This is a genomic window from Pseudoalteromonas sp. SCSIO 43210 (assembly GCF_054133285.1).
Genome location: NZ_CP087225.1, coordinates 3,678,881 through 3,695,291 on the forward strand (window position 1 = coordinate 3,678,881; position 16,411 = coordinate 3,695,291).

At 39.9% G+C, this 16,411-nt stretch carries 13 protein-coding genes; 6 read left to right on the forward strand and 7 right to left on the reverse strand.

Features of this window, described 5'->3' with window-relative positions; genetic code table 11:
• Window position 1: 1 nt before the first annotated feature.
• Both rnhB and lpxB read right to left on the reverse strand, forming a co-directional pair.
• Window positions 2–604: a ribonuclease HII gene (rnhB, locus tag LOS73_RS15965; RefSeq protein WP_096792712.1), complete on the reverse strand. Its 603-nt coding sequence runs from the start codon at window positions 602–604 to the stop codon at window positions 2–4.
• The gene (lpxB, locus tag LOS73_RS15970) at window positions 594–1,751 is read right to left on the reverse strand and encodes a lipid-A-disaccharide synthase (protein WP_007376798.1); all 1,158 of its coding nucleotides are present in this window, start codon (window positions 1,749–1,751) and stop codon (window positions 594–596) included. The genes rnhB and lpxB overlap by 11 nt, the downstream gene beginning before the upstream one ends.
• 299 nt (window positions 1,752–2,050) lie before the next feature.
• On the opposite strand from lpxB, the gene LOS73_RS15975 reads away from it, so the two are divergent.
• The 6 genes from LOS73_RS15975 (at window position 2,051) to LOS73_RS16000 (ending at window position 11,013) form a co-directional block, all read left to right on the forward strand.
• A complete protein-coding gene (locus LOS73_RS15975; RefSeq protein ID WP_008133891.1) occupies window positions 2,051–3,634 on the forward strand; it encodes a cytochrome ubiquinol oxidase subunit I in 1,584 nt (527 codons plus the stop codon).
• Window positions 3,631–4,770, forward strand: a complete 1,140-nt coding sequence (gene cydB, locus LOS73_RS15980) for a cytochrome d ubiquinol oxidase subunit II (RefSeq protein WP_457933979.1) — start codon at window positions 3,631–3,633, stop codon at window positions 4,768–4,770. The genes LOS73_RS15975 and cydB overlap by 4 nt, the downstream gene beginning before the upstream one ends.
• Before the next feature lie 12 nt (window positions 4,771–4,782).
• Window positions 4,783–4,947, forward strand: coding sequence for a cytochrome bd-I oxidase subunit CydX (gene cydX / locus LOS73_RS15985; RefSeq protein ID WP_007376801.1), 165 nt, complete (start codon window positions 4,783–4,785; stop codon window positions 4,945–4,947).
• Window positions 4,937–6,730 carry a thiol reductant ABC exporter subunit CydD gene (gene cydD / locus LOS73_RS15990; protein ID WP_033028552.1) on the forward strand — a complete coding sequence of 598 codons (1,794 nt, stop codon included), beginning with the start codon at window positions 4,937–4,939 and terminating at the stop codon, window positions 6,728–6,730. The genes cydX and cydD overlap by 11 nt, the downstream gene beginning before the upstream one ends.
• Entirely contained in the window at window positions 6,723–8,468 is a 1,746-nt protein-coding gene (gene cydC / locus LOS73_RS15995; RefSeq protein ID WP_457933980.1) for a thiol reductant ABC exporter subunit CydC, read from the forward strand. The genes cydD and cydC overlap by 8 nt, the downstream gene beginning before the upstream one ends.
• A 568-nt stretch (window positions 8,469–9,036) precedes the next feature.
• Window positions 9,037–11,013 carry a pectate lyase family protein gene (locus LOS73_RS16000; protein WP_457933981.1) on the forward strand — a complete coding sequence of 659 codons (1,977 nt, stop codon included), beginning with the start codon at window positions 9,037–9,039 and terminating at the stop codon, window positions 11,011–11,013.
• Window positions 11,014–11,075: 62 nt separating this feature from the next.
• Here the strand turns inward: LOS73_RS16000 and lpxA are convergent, their stop codons facing one another.
• Genes lpxA through bamA form a run of 5 tightly spaced genes read right to left on the reverse strand, consistent with a single transcriptional unit; the run spans window position 11,076 to window position 16,360 of the window.
• A complete protein-coding gene (lpxA, locus tag LOS73_RS16005; protein WP_033028555.1) occupies window positions 11,076–11,846 on the reverse strand; it encodes an acyl-ACP--UDP-N-acetylglucosamine O-acyltransferase in 771 nt (256 codons plus the stop codon).
• Between the two features lie 2 nt (window positions 11,847–11,848).
• Window positions 11,849–12,301, reverse strand: a complete 453-nt coding sequence (fabZ, locus tag LOS73_RS16010; protein ID WP_007376807.1) for a 3-hydroxyacyl-ACP dehydratase FabZ — start codon at window positions 12,299–12,301, stop codon at window positions 11,849–11,851.
• Between the two features lie 27 nt (window positions 12,302–12,328).
• The gene (gene lpxD / locus LOS73_RS16015) at window positions 12,329–13,351 is read right to left on the reverse strand and encodes a UDP-3-O-(3-hydroxymyristoyl)glucosamine N-acyltransferase (protein WP_008133880.1); all 1,023 of its coding nucleotides are present in this window, start codon (window positions 13,349–13,351) and stop codon (window positions 12,329–12,331) included.
• Between the two features lie 7 nt (window positions 13,352–13,358).
• Window positions 13,359–13,877: an OmpH/Skp family outer membrane protein gene (locus LOS73_RS16020; RefSeq protein ID WP_007376809.1), complete on the reverse strand. Its 519-nt coding sequence runs from the start codon at window positions 13,875–13,877 to the stop codon at window positions 13,359–13,361.
• An 11-nt stretch (window positions 13,878–13,888) separates the two neighbouring features.
• Window positions 13,889–16,360: an outer membrane protein assembly factor BamA gene (bamA, locus tag LOS73_RS16025; RefSeq protein WP_007376810.1), complete on the reverse strand. Its 2,472-nt coding sequence runs from the start codon at window positions 16,358–16,360 to the stop codon at window positions 13,889–13,891.
• Between the last annotated feature and the right edge of the window lie 51 nt (window positions 16,361–16,411).

A 16,411-nucleotide genomic window follows, 5' to 3' on the forward strand; every position in this document is an offset into this window, starting at 1 on the left:
CTTAGCCCTCACCATTGGCTTGCGCCAATACACGCTGCACAGGTTTAAAGCTTTTACGATGCTCGTCAATCGCGCCGTACTGCTCAAGCGCTGCAAAATGCGCTTTAGTTGGATACCCCTTATGCCCTGCAAAGCCATATTCAGGGTGGCGTTTATCAAGCTCAATCATTTCGTCATCGCGCGCTACTTTAGCTAAAATAGACGCTGCTGAAATTTCTGCCACTAGGCTATCGCCTTTAACAACAGCTTGCGCTGGCATAGTGAGTTTTGGCAAACGATTACCATCTATAAATACAAATTCAGGTTGCGTACTTAATGCCTCCACTGCGCGAGTCATGGCAAGCATAGTCGCGTGTAAAATATTTAACTCATCAATTTCTGTTGGACTGCAGCGACCATATGCGTAACACAATGCTTTTTCTTTAATTTCAATTGCCAGTGCTTGGCGTTTTTTATCCGTTAATTTTTTAGAATCCGCTAAGCCAGCAATAGGTTTAGTGGGATCTAAAATGACGGCGGCAGTAACTACATCACCAACAAGCGGGCCGCGCCCAACTTCATCTACACCGGCAATTAGGGTTACATTTGGTCTATCAATTTGCATTTATTAACTCCGCCACAGCGTTGGCTGCTTGTTCACTGGCATTTAATCTAATTTTTTCGTGAATGGCTAAAAAGCGTGCTTTTAGCGCTTTGTTATCTGTGTTGAGCATAGGAGTAAGCGCATTTGTTAAGTTAGTTACGTTACACTCACTTTGCAAAAACTCAGGCACTAGCTCTTCGTCGGCTAATAAATTAGGCAGCGAAAAGTACTTAATATTAAACGTAAATAGAGTTTTAAAAATCCAATAGCTCAAAGGCTTTATTTTATAACCCACTACCATTGGCTTTTTATAAAGCATGCCTTCAAGTGTTGCAGTGCCCGACGCTAATAAAATAGCATCGGCAGCTTGCATCGCTAATTTTGATTGCCCATCAAGCAGATTAACATTAAGGTCAGGCGCGGTGGCGTTTAATATTTCAGTAAACTGCGCTTTGCGCTTTTCGTTTACCAGTGGCACCACAATTTTAAGATTTGGGTTTTGCGCTTGCAGCTTTTCAGCTGTTTTAATGTAAGTTTCACTTAGTAAACCAACCTCAGAGCCTCGACTACCAGGTAGCAATGCCAGTACTTTGTCATCAAGGCTTAAGCCGAGTTCTTCACGCGCTTTGCTGTCGTCGTGTTCAAGTGCTATATCGTCTGCCAAGGTATGACCCACAAACGTACACGGTACTTGATGCTTATCATAAAATTCTTTCTCAAAAGGCAACAATGCAAGGACTAAGTTAGTCGCTGCACTTATTGTATGAATGCGCTTTTCGCGCCATGCCCAAACAGATGGACTTACGTATTGCACCGTTTTAATACCCGCATCTTTGAGCGGCTTTTCTACTCGTAAGTTAAAGTCGGGTGCATCAATACCTATAAATACATCAGGTGGGTTATCTACAAAATGCTGCACGAGTTGTTTACGTATTTTGAGCAAACGCGGTAAACGCCCTAACACTTCAACAAGCCCCATTACCGAAAGCTCATCCATGTCGTAAAGTGTTTTACAACCCTGCGCTTGCATTTTAGGCCCCGCTATCCCTTCAAAAATAGCGTCCGGAAAGTGTTTTTGAAGGGCTTTAATTAAGCCTTCACCTAAAATATCGCCCGACAGTTCACCTGCCACAATACCAATTCGTAGTTGTTTTTTATCTTTATTCATTTGATTTTATTTCACAAGTAAACCAGGCGTTCATGCTTATTAGTTTACCGTGTTTTACTGTTTGATTAAACGCTTTAAATAACTGGTTTTTTATCACCTGAGTTAAGCCTTTATGTTGTTTGTTTTTAATACTGATGTAGCATAGGAAATATATTAAGTTTTACTAATATACATATTGACAAAAATTGCACAAACGTAAATAATATTACAAACTTTCAGTAATTACTGAAAGTTCATTAAATGTTAACTTTGCCAATTAAGCACTGCCCTGTTAATCCGTCACTCTCAAGGAGCCAATAATGATAGATGAAACCTTTGTGGATCTATCGCGATTACAGTTTGCTGTTACCGCTCTCTTTCATTTCTTATTCGTACCGTTAACGATAGGTATGACCTGGATTTTAGTTATTATGGAATCGGTTTATGTTATGACCGGTCGCGAAATTTATCGCGATATGACTAAGTTTTGGGGAAAATTGTTTGGTATTAACTTTGCAATTGGTGTGGCGACAGGCCTTACCATGGAATTTGAGTTTGGTACTAACTGGTCTTATTACTCGCATTACGTAGGTGATGTTTTTGGAGCTCCCCTAGCTATTGAAGGTTTAATGGCATTCTTTTTAGAATCGACCTTTGTAGGTATGTTCTTTTTAGGCTGGGACAGACTCTCTAAACGCCAACATTTAGGTGCAACCTTTTTAATGGCCATTGGTACTAACATGTCGGCGCTGTGGATTTTAATTGCCAACGGTTGGATGCAAAACCCAGTAGGCGCTGAATTTAACTATCAAACCATGCGCATGGAAATGACCAGTTTTGCAGAGCTTGTGTTTAACCCTGTAGCCCAAGTTAAGTTTATTCATACTGTATCGGCAGGTTATGTAGCAGCGTCTATGTTTGTGCTAGGTATAAGCAGTTGGTATATATTAAAAGGCCGTGATTTAGCATTCGCTAAACGTTCTTTTTCAGTCGCATCAGGCTTTGGTTTAGCGTCAATTTTATGTGTAATTTTACTCGGTGACGAATCAGGCTACGAAGTAGGCGAAGTCCAAAAAGTGAAACTTGCCACAATTGAAGCCGAATGGCACACAGAAGAAGCTCCAGCTGCGTTTACCGCATTTGGTTTTCCTGATTCAGAAGAGCAAGTAACACATGCGGCGGTTAAAATACCTTACGCACTTGGGTTAATTGCTACGCGCTCACTTGATGAGCAAGTAACGGGTATTAACGACCTAGAAAAACAACATGAAGTACGTATTCGTAACGGTATGATTGCTTATAAATACCTTACGATGCTCAGAAACGGTGAAGATACGCCAGATAATATTGCCAAATTTAATACTCTAAAAGATGATTTAGGTTATGGCTTGCTACTTAAGCGCTACACACCTGATGTTGTAGATGCTACCGAGGAGCAAATTCAAAAAGCAGTTAAAGACTCTTTTCCTAAAGTAGGCCCTATGTTTTGGTCATTTAGGATTATGGTTGCCTGTGGTGTGGCCATGCTTGGTGTATTTATATTGGCATTTTACTACAACGCACATCGCGTTATTGAGCAAAAACGCTGGTTGTTATGGGCTGCCGTATTGAGCATTCCACTACCTTGGATAGCGATTGAATTTGGCTGGATAGTTGCTGAGTATGGCCGTCAACCTTGGGCTATATCTGAAATACTGCCGACCTTTTTAGCCACGTCGTCACTAACAGTAAACGATATTTTAATTAGCTTAACTGGGTTTGTTATTTTCTATACTGGTTTAGCCATTGTTGAAGGTTGGTTGATGATCCGCTTTGTTAAGCAAGGACCAAGCTCGCTACATACTGGTAAGTATCATTTTGAATTACCAAACAAAACTGATCAAACTGAAGGAGAGCAATCATGATTTTTGATTATGAAACATTAAAAATGCTTTGGTGGTTGATCATTGGTGTGCTGCTTATTGGTTTTGCTATTACCGATGGCATGGATATGGGCGTTGCTATGTTACTTCGCCTCGTTGGTAAAACAGATTCAGAGCGCCGCACAGTAATAAACACAATTGGCCCGCATTGGGATGGTAACCAAGTATGGTTTATAACTGCAGGCGGCGCGTTATTTGCAGCGTGGCCTATGGTTTATGCTGCCGCGTTTTCGGGCTTTTACTTTGCCATGATGCTAGTACTCTTTGCTTTGTTTTTTAGACCACTTGGGTTTGATTACCGCAGTAAAGTAGATTCAAAACGCTGGCGCAATAACTGGGATTGGGGTTTGCTTGCAGGCAGCGCGATTCCAGCATTAGTTTTTGGTATTGCGTTTGGTAATTTATTTTTAGGCGTACCGTTTAATATTGATAACCTTATGCGTGTTAGCTACCAAGGTTCATTTTTTGGCCTGCTTAATCCATTCGGATTACTTGCAGGTTTAGTGAGTATTACCATGTTAGTTGCGCATGCGGGTATGTGGTTACAACTTCGTACAGCAAGTGTGGTTGCAGAGCGTTCGGGTCAATATGGTCGCTATTCTCTGATTGTGTTTATCGTGTTATTTGCTGCAGCTGGTTTTTGGGTTGCTAATTTAACGGGATACCAAATTGTATCTATGGCTGATACACAAAGTCATGCAGATCCTTTAGCTAAAGTGGTCACTACAGCGCAAGGTGCTTGGTTAAGTAACTATAGCACCCGTCCGTGGACAATGACCTTCCCTATTTTAGCCTTTGCAATGGCATTAAGTGCACTTGTGTTTTCTAAATTAAATAAACCAGCACTTGGGCTTATTTCAACAAGCTTAATGTTAATTGGCGTAATTATGACGGCCGGTGTTTCACTGTTCCCATTTATTATGCCATCTAGCAACAACCCTAATATTAGCTTAACAATTTGGGATGCGGTATCGAGCCATAAAACGCTCAATATAATGCTTATTGCAGTGTGTATTTTTGTACCACTAATTTTGTCCTACACCACTTGGTGTTACGTAAAAATGTGGCGCAGAGTAACGGTAGAAGAAATTGAAAACAACACTCACGGTAGCTATTAAGGAGACTAAACTATGTGGTATTTCGCTTGGATTTTAGGTGTACTTTTGGCCTGTACCTTAGGTGTAATAAATGTAATGTGGTATGAGTTTCATCAAAATAAAAACAGTATTGCTGATGATGAGCAAGTTATGCATGATTTATTAAATGAAAATAACTCGACCAAAGATGACGACTAACCCCCGACCAGATCGCGCGCAGCAGCAATCACTGCGCGCTTTTTTAAAGCGTCAAAGTAAACCCGCTGCAGTGTGGTTAAAGTTAAGCATTGCATTGGGTACTTTTAACGCATTACTAATGATTGCAGGTGCTTATTTACTGGCTCAAGCTATTCATAATGTAATGTTTGAAGGTAATAACTTAGCCCAAGTTACTTATTTACTATGGCCCTTAGCAGGCATTATTTTATTACGCGCAGTGTTTTTGGCGCTAAGTGAACGTTTGAGTGCATTTGCTGCACTTAAAATAAAATCGGCTATGCGCCAAACACTTTTAAATAAGCTCAGTTTACTTGGGCCAAGCTATATAGAACAACACGGCCAAGGCGCTACATTAAATACCCTGCATAATGGCGTTGAAGCACTCCACGACTATTATGCTAAATACTTACCCGGTGTTGCTTACAGTGCGCTTATTCCGCTGGCAATATTGGTTGTTATTTTTCCGACAGATTATAAAGCTGGGCTGATATTTTTATTAACCGCCCCGCTCATTCCTTTTTTCATGATTTTGGTAGGCTCAAAAGCCGAGGCTTTAAACCAAAAACGCTGGAAGCAACTTGCTGTACTAGGCAATTACTTTTTTGACCGCGTACAAGGTTTAACTCAACTCAAGCTATTTAATGCAACACGTACCGAACTTAAACAAATAGCTAAAATTTCAGACGACTTTAGACACGCGACACTCGATGTTTTAAAAATCGCATTTTTGTCATCATTCGCACTTGAGTTTTTAGCTACCATTAGCGTGGCACTCGTTGCCGTAATTATTGGTTTTAGGTTGTTTTTTGGTACTCTTGATTTTGCAACTGGCTTTGTCGTGCTGCTTTTAGCACCTGAATTTTATTTACCACTGCGCCAGCTGGGTAGCCATTATCATGCGCGCTTACAAGGCATTAGTGCGGCGGCCGATATGGTTGCAATTTTAAATGCACCACTGCCAAGTGACGTAAATGCGTTAGTGGCTACAAGCACACCTGAAAACAATTTAACTTTAAATACAATTAACTCAATAAGTATTACCGACCTTAATTTTATATACCCAGATAGTAACGAAGGCATTAAAAATATAAATTTAACACTACCAAATAAAGGCTTAATTGCCGTTGTGGGCAGTAGTGGCTCAGGTAAAAGTACATTGTTTGATTGTCTATTAGGGTTTCACCCTGAGGTAATTAAGCACCTATCTATTAATGAGCAGAGTTTAAGTGCAACCGATATTACTTACTTGCAAAATAATATTGCATGGATTCCACAAAAAGCGACGCTGTTTTACGACACCATTGCTGCCAACATTAAATTGGCCAAACCCACTGCCACACAGCAAGAGCTTGAACATGCAGCAGAGCAAGCTGGTGTGCTTGAATTTATAAATACCCTACCCGATGGTTTTAACACGCTGATAGGTGAGCAAGGCGAAGGGCTTTCTGGCGGTCAAAAGCAACGTATTGCACTGGCTCGCGCATTTATAAAACAAGCACCAGTCTTAGTGCTTGATGAGCCCACAGCGCACCTTGATAGCCAAACAGAGCTGCTTATTCAAGATGCTATTAATGAATATGCTAAAAACAACTTAGTGTTAGTTATTGCCCATAGATTAAATACGGTTAAACATGCCAGCAATATCATTGTGATGCACGATGGAAAAATAGCTGAGCAAGGTCACTTTGAAACACTTGCAGCGCAAAATGGTGCATTTGCTGACTTACTAAAAACGGCTGAACAAGGGGTGGCGCATGCGTAATTTTATTCGCTTATTAAAGCTTTGTGCTCCTCATTACAAAGCTATGCTATTAGGTACATTTTTAGCGACGATTACGGTATTAGCTAATGTGGGCCTGTTGGCTATATCTGGCTGGTTTTTAGCATCAATGGCCGCTGCTGGTATTGCAGGCGTACAAATGAATTATTTTACTCCTGCCGGCACGATTCGTTTTTTAGCCATTGTACGAACAGCATCGCGCTATGGCGAACGCCTAGTTACTCATAACGCCACGTTCTTATTACTAAGTGAAATACGTACCAATGTATTTGCAACGTTAAGTAAGCTTAACAATGTTGATTTAGCAATGAGCCGCAGCGCTGATCTAGTTAACCGATTACAAAATGATGTAGACGCACTCGACAAATTTTATTTAAACGTTTTACTTCCTATGCTGGTCGCTCTTTTAAGTGTGCCAATCATCATGCTGTTTATGTCGGCCTATAATGGCAACGTCGCCCTTATTTGCTTTACTGGCATTATACTTATTGGTGTAGTTATACCTGCCCTACTCAGCGCAAAGCTCACTAAAAACAGCCACAAAGAAACACAACTTAGTGCACAACTTCGCTCTGAGCTTTCAGATACACTCACAGGCCTTAGAGAGCTTAGTATTTATCAAGCCCGTTCGCAGCAGCTTAATAAGTGCGACGAATTAAGCGAGCAGTACAATCAGCAATTATTTATTCGCCACAAAGCATTGGCAAACTCTGATGGGTTAAGCTTGTTGGTTGTTCAATTAGCCATGCTTGCTAGCATAGTAACCATTGTCCCACTAGTTTACGCAAACAGTATGGTAAATGTAGAGCTTGCTATGTTGAGTTTATTTGTACTGGCAAGCTTTGAAAGTGTATTGCTACTACCCAATGCGTTTATAGAGCTTCCGAGTGTTTTAAAAGCAGCAGAGCGATTGTTTACACTTGAAGATAAGGCTGCTAGTTCGCAAATTGAAAGCACACATATAGACGTTGATGAAAACTTTAGCGCGCAAAACCACACGTTAGTACTTAACAATATTAGCTACCAATATGGTGAACAAACAGCGCTAACCAATATCAGTTTTGAACTAAAGCCCCAGCAAAAGGTAGCAATTGTAGGTAGAAGCGGCAGCGGTAAAACGACGCTTGTAAATTTACTTACTGGTTTATGGCCTTTGCAACAAGGCAGCATAGCGCTAAACAATCAAAATAGCGTTGTTGACTTACATTCGTTAAATAATGATATACGCGCAAATGTTATAAATATACTCGCCCAGCAGCACCATATTTTTGATGGCACATTAAGTGAAAACTTACGTTATGCCGCGCCAAATGCAACTAAAGAGCAAATGATTGAAGCGCTCGCATTAGCTCAATTAAGCCCATGGTTTAATGAACTAAAAGAAGGTTTAAAAACACGATTAGGCACTGGCGGGCGTAACGTGTCGCAAGGTCAATCTAGGCGTATAGCTATTGCACAAGCATTACTTAAAAACCCTGCTATTTTGGTTCTTGATGAACCAACAGAAGGTCTTGATAATCAATCTAAGCAAGGAGTAATGCAAGCAATAATGCATGTTATGGATAACGCGAGCGTGCTGACAATTACGCACGATCCCGCTCTACTTGCTCAAATGGATAATGTTGTGTGGTTAGAAGACGGCAAAGTAGTTGCGCAAGGCTCTCATAAAGAGCTCAGTGGCACTTATCCCAACTATGTGGCGCTCACTACTCGGTTTTAGTTAAAGTCACCTGAACTTTGGATAATAAATCCTTTAACCAGGGTTTAGGTTAAGTAACAATTCCATTTTTAGTTTTTTCAGTTAAACAGTACCGCTTAAACCAACCTGCATAAATTTTTGAGCAATTTAACAAATTAAATTGCCCCTGAGCAAAACCGTACGGGCAGCACATGTTTGGCATTTATTCTACGTTATCGCCTATTTATGGGGAACACCGCACTACATAGGCCCTGTCTTGTCTAAACACCAAGCTTACTGCTGCAAGTTCAGCCTCGAAAGATAAACAGGCCCAAAATGAAGTATTTCTTAATCGATTACAAAAAAAATACTGTGATTACAAATATACACACTTTCTTAAATGCATGATATTTATATGTTATTTTATTGTAAATTAATTATTACAAAAAAGATCGCTCCATCTAATCCTTTTTACTTATTGTTATTATTATTATTTAAAGTGAATATGCCACCGGTGGCATTTGTAGTTCAAGAATAAAACTTGTTAATGATCACTGCAGTCTTAAATACAAAAGTTTTTACACTGAAAACCATTTTAATTGGAGTTAAAATGAAAAAAACTAATATTTTAAAATACTCTTTACACACAACTGCAATAGTAGCCGCAATTTATGGCGGCAGTGCCCTAGCTGCAAATGCATCTGGATATGCTTCAACAAACGGTAATACAACAGGTGGTGCCGGTGGTGATGTAGTATATGCAACAACAGGAACCCAAATACACCAAGCTTTATGTAATCGTGCATCGAGTGATACACCAATTATCATTCAAGTTGAAGGCACAATTAATCATGGTAATACAAGCAAGGTATCTGGTGATAGCTGTAACACTGGTCCTGACTTAATTGAACTAAAAGAAATTAGTAACGTTTCTATTATTGGTGTTGGCAGTGGTGCTTTATTTGACCAACTCGGTATCCATATTCGTTCTTCGTCAAACATTATTATTCAAAATGTTCATGTCCGAAATGTAAAAAAATCAGGCTCACCAACCTCAAACGGAGGTGATGCAATTGGTATGGAATCTAATGTTCGAAATGTATGGGTTGACCATGTAACACTTGAAGCAAGTGGTGGTGAAAGCAGTGGCTATGATGCACTTTTTGATATGAAAAATAATACAAAATACGTAACTTTATCTTATAGTATTTTGCGTAATTCAGGTCGAGGTGGTTTGGTTGGCTCAAGCGACAGCGATGATGCTAATGGCCCAGTAACATTTCATCATAACTACTATCAAAATATAAATTCACGAACACCTTTACTCAGACACGCAACAGCCCATGCTTATAATAACTACTATAGTGGCATACAGTCATCTGGGATGAATCCACGCATAGGTGGTAAGATGCGTGCTGAAAATAACTACTTTCAAGACTCTAAAGACCCACTAGGTACTTTTTACACTAACGATATGGGATATTGGCAAGTAAGCGGTAATATCTGGGACAATATTGATTGGTCTGAAGATGAAAGTAAGCTTCACCCAGCAGGCCCAAATCCTTCATCAACTACTTCTATTAGTATACCTTATAACTATCAACTGGATAATACTCAGTGTGTTCCTGCAATTATTGCAGCAACCGCAGGTGCAAATAAGGGCTTAAAAGAGTCAAATGGTGAATGTGGTACGACTGAGCCCACAGATCCAACTGAGCCTACGGATCCAACAAATCCACCTGAGCCGACTCCTTCAGGGGAAAATCTTGCTTTGGCTGCAGGTGTAGATGGCAGCTCTAAAGCCAGCGGTACAAGTTATGGTAATGTTAAAGATGGAGATACATCCACTTACTGGTCGCCAAATTCATCTACTGGCACAATAAATATTAAAAACTTAAATACGACAATTAATGCTGTAAAGATTATTGAAGCGTCAGGTGCTCAAGGAAATATTACTTCATGGTCGCTGGTTAATTACGATACAGGCACAACGCTCGCTAATGGCGGGGCTGTACCTAATGTAATCACCTTTTCGAGTGTAAATTTGTCAAAAGTCAGTTTTGTTATTAACTCTTCAAACTCAACACCGAGAGTTGCTGAATTTGAGGTTTACAATGGCTATAACGACTCAGGTAGTTCAGTCACTAATACCCTAGTTAATGGCGTATACAGGGTTACACCTAAGCACAGTGCTAAATCACTTGATGTAGCTAATTGTGCAAATAGCAATGGTGCTAACATATCGCAATGGTCATGGTTAAATAACGATTGTCAAAAATTCAATATATCAACGGTCGATGGTATTTGGCATAGAATTTCACCAGTTAATGCTCCATCAAAGGGCCTTGATGTAGCCGCTAATTCAACGGTTAATGGTGCAAACATTGCTCTGTACACATATACCGGTAGTTATAATCAACAATTTAGATTCCAAGCCGCTGGTACAGGAAAATGGCGGATAATAAATCGTAATAGTGAACTTTGTTTTGATGTTGAGGGAAATAAAGCAAATGACGGGGCAAATCTATTGCAATGGACTTGCAGCGCTGGATCTGAAAATCAAATGTTTGAACTAACGCGACAGTAAACTTTAAATAATAAAAAACCACCTTCGATTTCTCTAAGGTGGTTTTTTTAATTAAGAAGCCGTTATCTGACAATACCGCGCTCAGAACCTTTAACAAAGTCGATCATCAACTGCACTGCAGGATACTTTGCAGCATCTTCACTAAGCGACTCAATAGCTTCTTCAACACCTAGGCTCTTACGATAAAATGCTTTATATGCACGGCGTACAGCCATAATTTCGTCACTTTCAAAACCACGGCGTTTCATGCCTTCTTTATTGATAGCTGCAGGGCCTGCTGGCATACCAATGGTAGTAACAAATGGTGGTACATCTTTGTTAACACCAGAATACATGCCAATAAATGCATGTGCGCCGATTTTACAAAACTGATGAACTCCCGAATTACCACCTAAGATAACCCAATCGCCTACATGTACATGACCAGCCACACTTGCATTGTTAGCAAAAATTACGTTATCGCCAATTACCGCGTCATGTGCAACGTGTGTATAAGCCATAAACAAATTATTACTACCAATTTTAGTAACGCCTTGGTCTTGAATCGTACCACGGTGAATAGTGGCACATTCACGGATAACGTTGTTATCACCCATGATTAATGTGGTTGGCTCGTTGTTGTATTTTTTGTCTTGGCAGGCTTCGCCTACAGACGCAAATTGAAAAATATGATTGCCAGCGCCAATAGTTGATGGCCCTTTAACAACAACGTGAGACTCAATAATACAGTTATCACCGATAACAACATCATTGCCAATATAACTATACGGACCAACTGAGACATTGTTGCCTAGTTTAGCGCCAGGTTCGATTATTGCTGTAGAATGGATCACTATTAAAACTCTCTTCTAGCACACATAATTTCGGCACTACATACTATTTTGCCGTCGACTCTTGCTTCTGCCGAAAATTTCCAAATGTTGCGACGTTCCTTTAAGAACTCAACATGAAGATGCATTGTATCACCAGGAATTACCGGTTGCTTAAAACGCGCATTATCGACTGCTGCAAACAAGTAAAGCTCGTTTTCGCTACGATTTTCAACCGTTTTAAAACCAAGTAAGCCCGTTGCCTGAGCCATTGCTTCTAAAATTAACACACCTGGAAAAATAGGCTGATTTGGAAAGTGCCCAGTAAAAATAGGTTCGTTTATAGAAACATTTTTAATAGCATGTAAAGATTTACCAGGAGTAAAGTCAATAACACGATCTATTAATAGCATCGGATAACGGTGCGGTAATAAAGCTAAAATTTCTTGAATATCAAGGCTATTTAATTCGTTTGCCAAAATAGCATCCTTATTAGTGTTCAACGTTTATGACTTAGCCAATGCTTCAAGCGCTTTAAGACGAGATTTCATATCTGAAAGGTTACGCAAGTGAGCTATTGATTTACGCCATTCTTTGTTTGTTGTATGGGGCATACCAGATGAGTAAATACCTGGTTCGGTGATTGATTTTGTCACCATACTCATGCCGGTAATTATAACACCATCACATACAGACATGTGACCATTAATTGCAACCATGCCACCAATTTGACAGTTTTTGCCAATGGTAACGCTTCCAGCAAGTACAGTGCAGCCCGCAATTGCGGTGCCTGAATTAACTTCAACGTTGTGCGCTATTTGACATTGATTATCGATAATAACATTGCTATGGATGATGGTGTTGTCCAGTGCGCCACGATCAATTGTTGTGCTAGCACCCACTTCAACTTTGTCACCTATGATCACAGAACCTAGCTGGGGTATTTTAACCCACTGCCCGCGTTCGTTCGCATAACCAAACCCATCGCTACCTATAACACTATTTGCTTGAAACAAACAATCTGTACCAATTTCGACATCGTGATAAATAGTCACACTAGGCCAAAGCTTAGTGCCAGAACCAATTTTAACACGTTCCCCGATAAAACTGTTCGGACCAATTTGCGCATTGTCACCTATCACTGCACCAGCTTCAATGACTGCGTTAGCACCAATAGCCGCGCTGTCACTAACGATCGCTGTTGAATGGACAGTGGCACTTGGATGAATACCCGTCGAGGCTGAGCGTGGCGTGGTATCCATAAATTGCGCTAATTTAGCGTAACTTACATACGGATTAGCAACAATAATTTTACTGCCATTAAAGTACTGTGCATCGGCTTGGCTTACTATTACAGCACTAGCTTGAGTAGTCTCAAGTTGCGATCGATATTTTGAGTTCGCTAAAAATGCAATATGCCCAGAATGGGCATTTGCAAGTGTCGCTATTTTTTTTATTTCTAAAGCGCCATCACCCTGAAGTTCGGCGCCTAGAAGTTCCGCAATTTGCGAAAGCGTATAATTTTGCATGGAGTGATTATTTCTTACTAACAGCGGCTACAACTTTAGATGAAAGATCGGTAACTTCTTTAGGGTTAAAGTAAATTGTCGTGTCTTTTACTTTAACTTCATCAAAGTCGCCATCTTTAGCAATTTCTTCAATTGTTTTAATAATAACACCCTGAACTTTAGCAAGTTCTTGGTTTTGGCGTGCTTTAATTTCTTGCTCTAAAGGACGACCTTGTTCAGCAAGGTTTTTTTGCATACCTTGAATTTTGTCACGTAGTGCATCTTTTTGAACTTGGCTCATCGTTGTGCTTTCACGCTTAAACTTTTCAGCTTCAAAGCGAATATCACCTTGTAACTTTTCAAGTTCTTGACGGCGCTCAGCAAACTCGGTTTGTAAAGACTGTTCGATTTTTGCCATTTGAGGAATTTGTTTATAAATTTCCTGCATATCTACGATACCTACTTTATGTGCAAGTGCACTCGCAGAAGTTCCCATAATAAGTGTTGCTAAAACAGCTACTGCTGTTGATTTAAATAATTTTTTCATAAAAAGCTCCTTTAAAAAGTGTTACTAATATTAAAACTGATGGTTTTCGTATCGTCATCTTCTTCTTTTTGCAATGGATACGCAAAACTTATCAGCATAGGACCCATTGGAGAGATCCACTGTAATGATAAACCGGTTGAAATCCTAAAACGCAGCGGATCTGAATAATCATCTAATTTGGCACGCTCATCAACACCTAAGTTTTGAAAGCGATCTACATTAAATTCAGTATCCCAAACGTTTGCCGCATCAACAAAGAAACTCGTACGGACAGAACTGGTATTTTCTTCATCTAAGAATGGCGTAGGAACAATTAGTTCCATTCCAGCTACCGCTTTAGCATTACCACCAATTCGACCTTGAGGTATTAATACATCAAACTCAGACGCACCGCCTATAGTGCCTGTTGTAGCACCGTCTGTGCCCGGTGTACCCGGAATAGACTGCGGTATACGCGATACAGCACGTGGTAATATTGTATTACGGTCAAAGCCACGAAGTTCCATTTCAGTTATACGAAAGTATTCTTGAAATGGTAATGTTTGATCATAACCATTTGTTGAACCGTAACCGTTACCATAACCAAGCGCTGCACGCGTTGAAAATACCCAACGGTGGTCATTTGATATAGGCCAATAAAAACGTGAATCGTAATTCAGTTTAAAGTACTGAAGATCAGAATTTGGCGTTGTCGCAGTTAGGTTAAGTGTTTGACGTGAGCCCGCTGTTGGAAATAAACCTCGGTTAACAGTAACGCGCGACCAACCTACACTTAGCTCATATTTATTAAAATCGAAACCAGCATCTGGGTTTTCCGGATCTAAGAATGTTTCACGCAATACTCGTGTTTGCTCATACTCAGCAATATCCGATAGCTCTTCTTTGATCCAGCGCACACCAAAGTTAATACGATTAATCGCATCAATTGGGAAACCTATATTTGTACCGATACCGTAACTTTTCGATTTGTAGTCAACAAGACTAAAGGCACTCGCATCATAGTTACTGTAAAAAATACTACTACCTTGTGATACACCATCAGGCGTAAAGTAAGGGTCAGTGTACGATAAACTTACACGTTCAGAACCCTTAGAGGTATTAATATTGAATCCAATTTGGTTACCAGTACCTAAAAAGTTAGATTCTGTCACACCAATATTAAATTGTAAGCCTTGGTAAGAACCATATGCCAGACCGGCATTAAAGCTACCGGCTGATTGCTCTTTTACTGTAAAATCAACATCTACTTGGTCATCCACACCAGGGACTGGCACTACATTAAAATCAACTTTTTCCATGTAGGCCAAACGTTGAATTTGTAGTTTTGAACGCTCTAGGTTCTGATTAGATAACCAAGCACCTTCAAGTTGTGTCATTTCGCGGCGCAATACTTCATCAGCCGTATTTTGGTTACCACCAACAATAATACGACGCACATAAACACGTTTACCCGGATTAACCGACAACGTTAATTGCACTTCTTGCTTTTCGTCGTCAATCTCTGGAATAGTACGTACTTCAGCATTTGCGTAGCCAAAACGTGCTAAGTAACTTTTAATAAACTCTTCAGAAGACGTTACTACTGAACCGTTATATAACTCGCCTGCACGAAGTGGAATAACACTTTTTATTAAGTCTTCGCGCCCAAGTAAGTCACCAATAAAATCAAAACCCTTAACTTTGTATTTTACGCCTTCAGTTAAGTTGGCTGTAACATATACTGACTCACGTTCAGGACTTACTGACACTTGTGTTGAATCGATATTAAATCGTAAGTAACCACGGTCTAAATAAAAGCTGCGAATTTTTTCTAAATCGCCTTCAACCGTTTGCTTTTGGTAACGGTCGCTGCCCATAAATTGCCACCACGGTAAATCTTGTTGTGACTCGGCAAGCTTTAATAAGTCTTCATTAGAAAAAAGTTCGTTACCAACCAAGTTTATTTGGCGGATGGAGGCGGCATCACCTTCATCAAACTCTAATTTAAGCTTAACGCGGTTACGTGGTAATTTAGTTACACTAATATCAACTTTAGCGTTGTATTTACCAATACTGTGGAAGAACTCAACTAACCCTTTTTCGATATTATCGATAACAGTTTTATCAAGCGGTTCACCTTGGCGAATATCTTGTTGTTCAAGCGACTCATTAAGTTGCTCGTCTTTTATATCTTTATTGCCTTCAAACTCAATAAAGCTAATCGTAGGACGTTCTGTTACTTTAAAAATAACATTATTGCCATCACGAAGTGCTTTTATGTTGTCAAAGTGACCAGAGCGGTAAAGTGACTTTATTGTTTTTGAAATCGTATAGTCGTCAACATTATCGCCCACATTGATAGGAATATGCGTTAATGCAGCACCCAGTGCTACGCGCTGTAAGCCTTCAACTTTAAGATCTTCAACAATAAAGGAAGTTTGGCCCAGTGCTGCAAAGCTTGCACCCAATAAACTTGAAACTGCCAAATGTTTTTTTATAGCCATTTTATTATCTTTATCCTATACAACTGTATTACCGCTTAGCACCTAAAATTA

Excerpts from the sequence above, each read along its gene's own strand:
- rnhB (WP_096792712.1), bottom strand. The coding sequence starts at position 604 with ATGCAAATTGATAGACCAAATGTAACCCTAATTGCCGGTGTAGATGAA.
- lpxB (WP_007376798.1), bottom strand. The coding sequence starts at position 1,751 with ATGAATAAAGATAAAAAACAACTACGAATTGGTATTGTGGCAGGTGAA.
- LOS73_RS15975 (WP_008133891.1), top strand. The coding sequence starts at position 2,051 with ATGATAGATGAAACCTTTGTGGATCTATCGCGATTACAGTTTGCTGTT.
- cydB (WP_457933979.1), top strand. The coding sequence starts at position 3,631 with ATGATTTTTGATTATGAAACATTAAAAATGCTTTGGTGGTTGATCATT.
- cydX (WP_007376801.1), top strand. The coding sequence starts at position 4,783 with ATGTGGTATTTCGCTTGGATTTTAGGTGTACTTTTGGCCTGTACCTTA.
- cydD (WP_033028552.1), top strand. The coding sequence starts at position 4,937 with ATGACGACTAACCCCCGACCAGATCGCGCGCAGCAGCAATCACTGCGC.
- cydC (WP_457933980.1), top strand. The coding sequence starts at position 6,723 with ATGCGTAATTTTATTCGCTTATTAAAGCTTTGTGCTCCTCATTACAAA.
- LOS73_RS16000 (WP_457933981.1), top strand. The coding sequence starts at position 9,037 with ATGAAAAAAACTAATATTTTAAAATACTCTTTACACACAACTGCAATA.
- lpxD (WP_008133880.1), bottom strand. The coding sequence starts at position 13,351 with ATGCAAAATTATACGCTTTCGCAAATTGCGGAACTTCTAGGCGCCGAA.
- LOS73_RS16020 (WP_007376809.1), bottom strand. The coding sequence starts at position 13,877 with ATGAAAAAATTATTTAAATCAACAGCAGTAGCTGTTTTAGCAACACTT.
- bamA (WP_007376810.1), bottom strand. The coding sequence starts at position 16,360 with ATGGCTATAAAAAAACATTTGGCAGTTTCAAGTTTATTGGGTGCAAGC.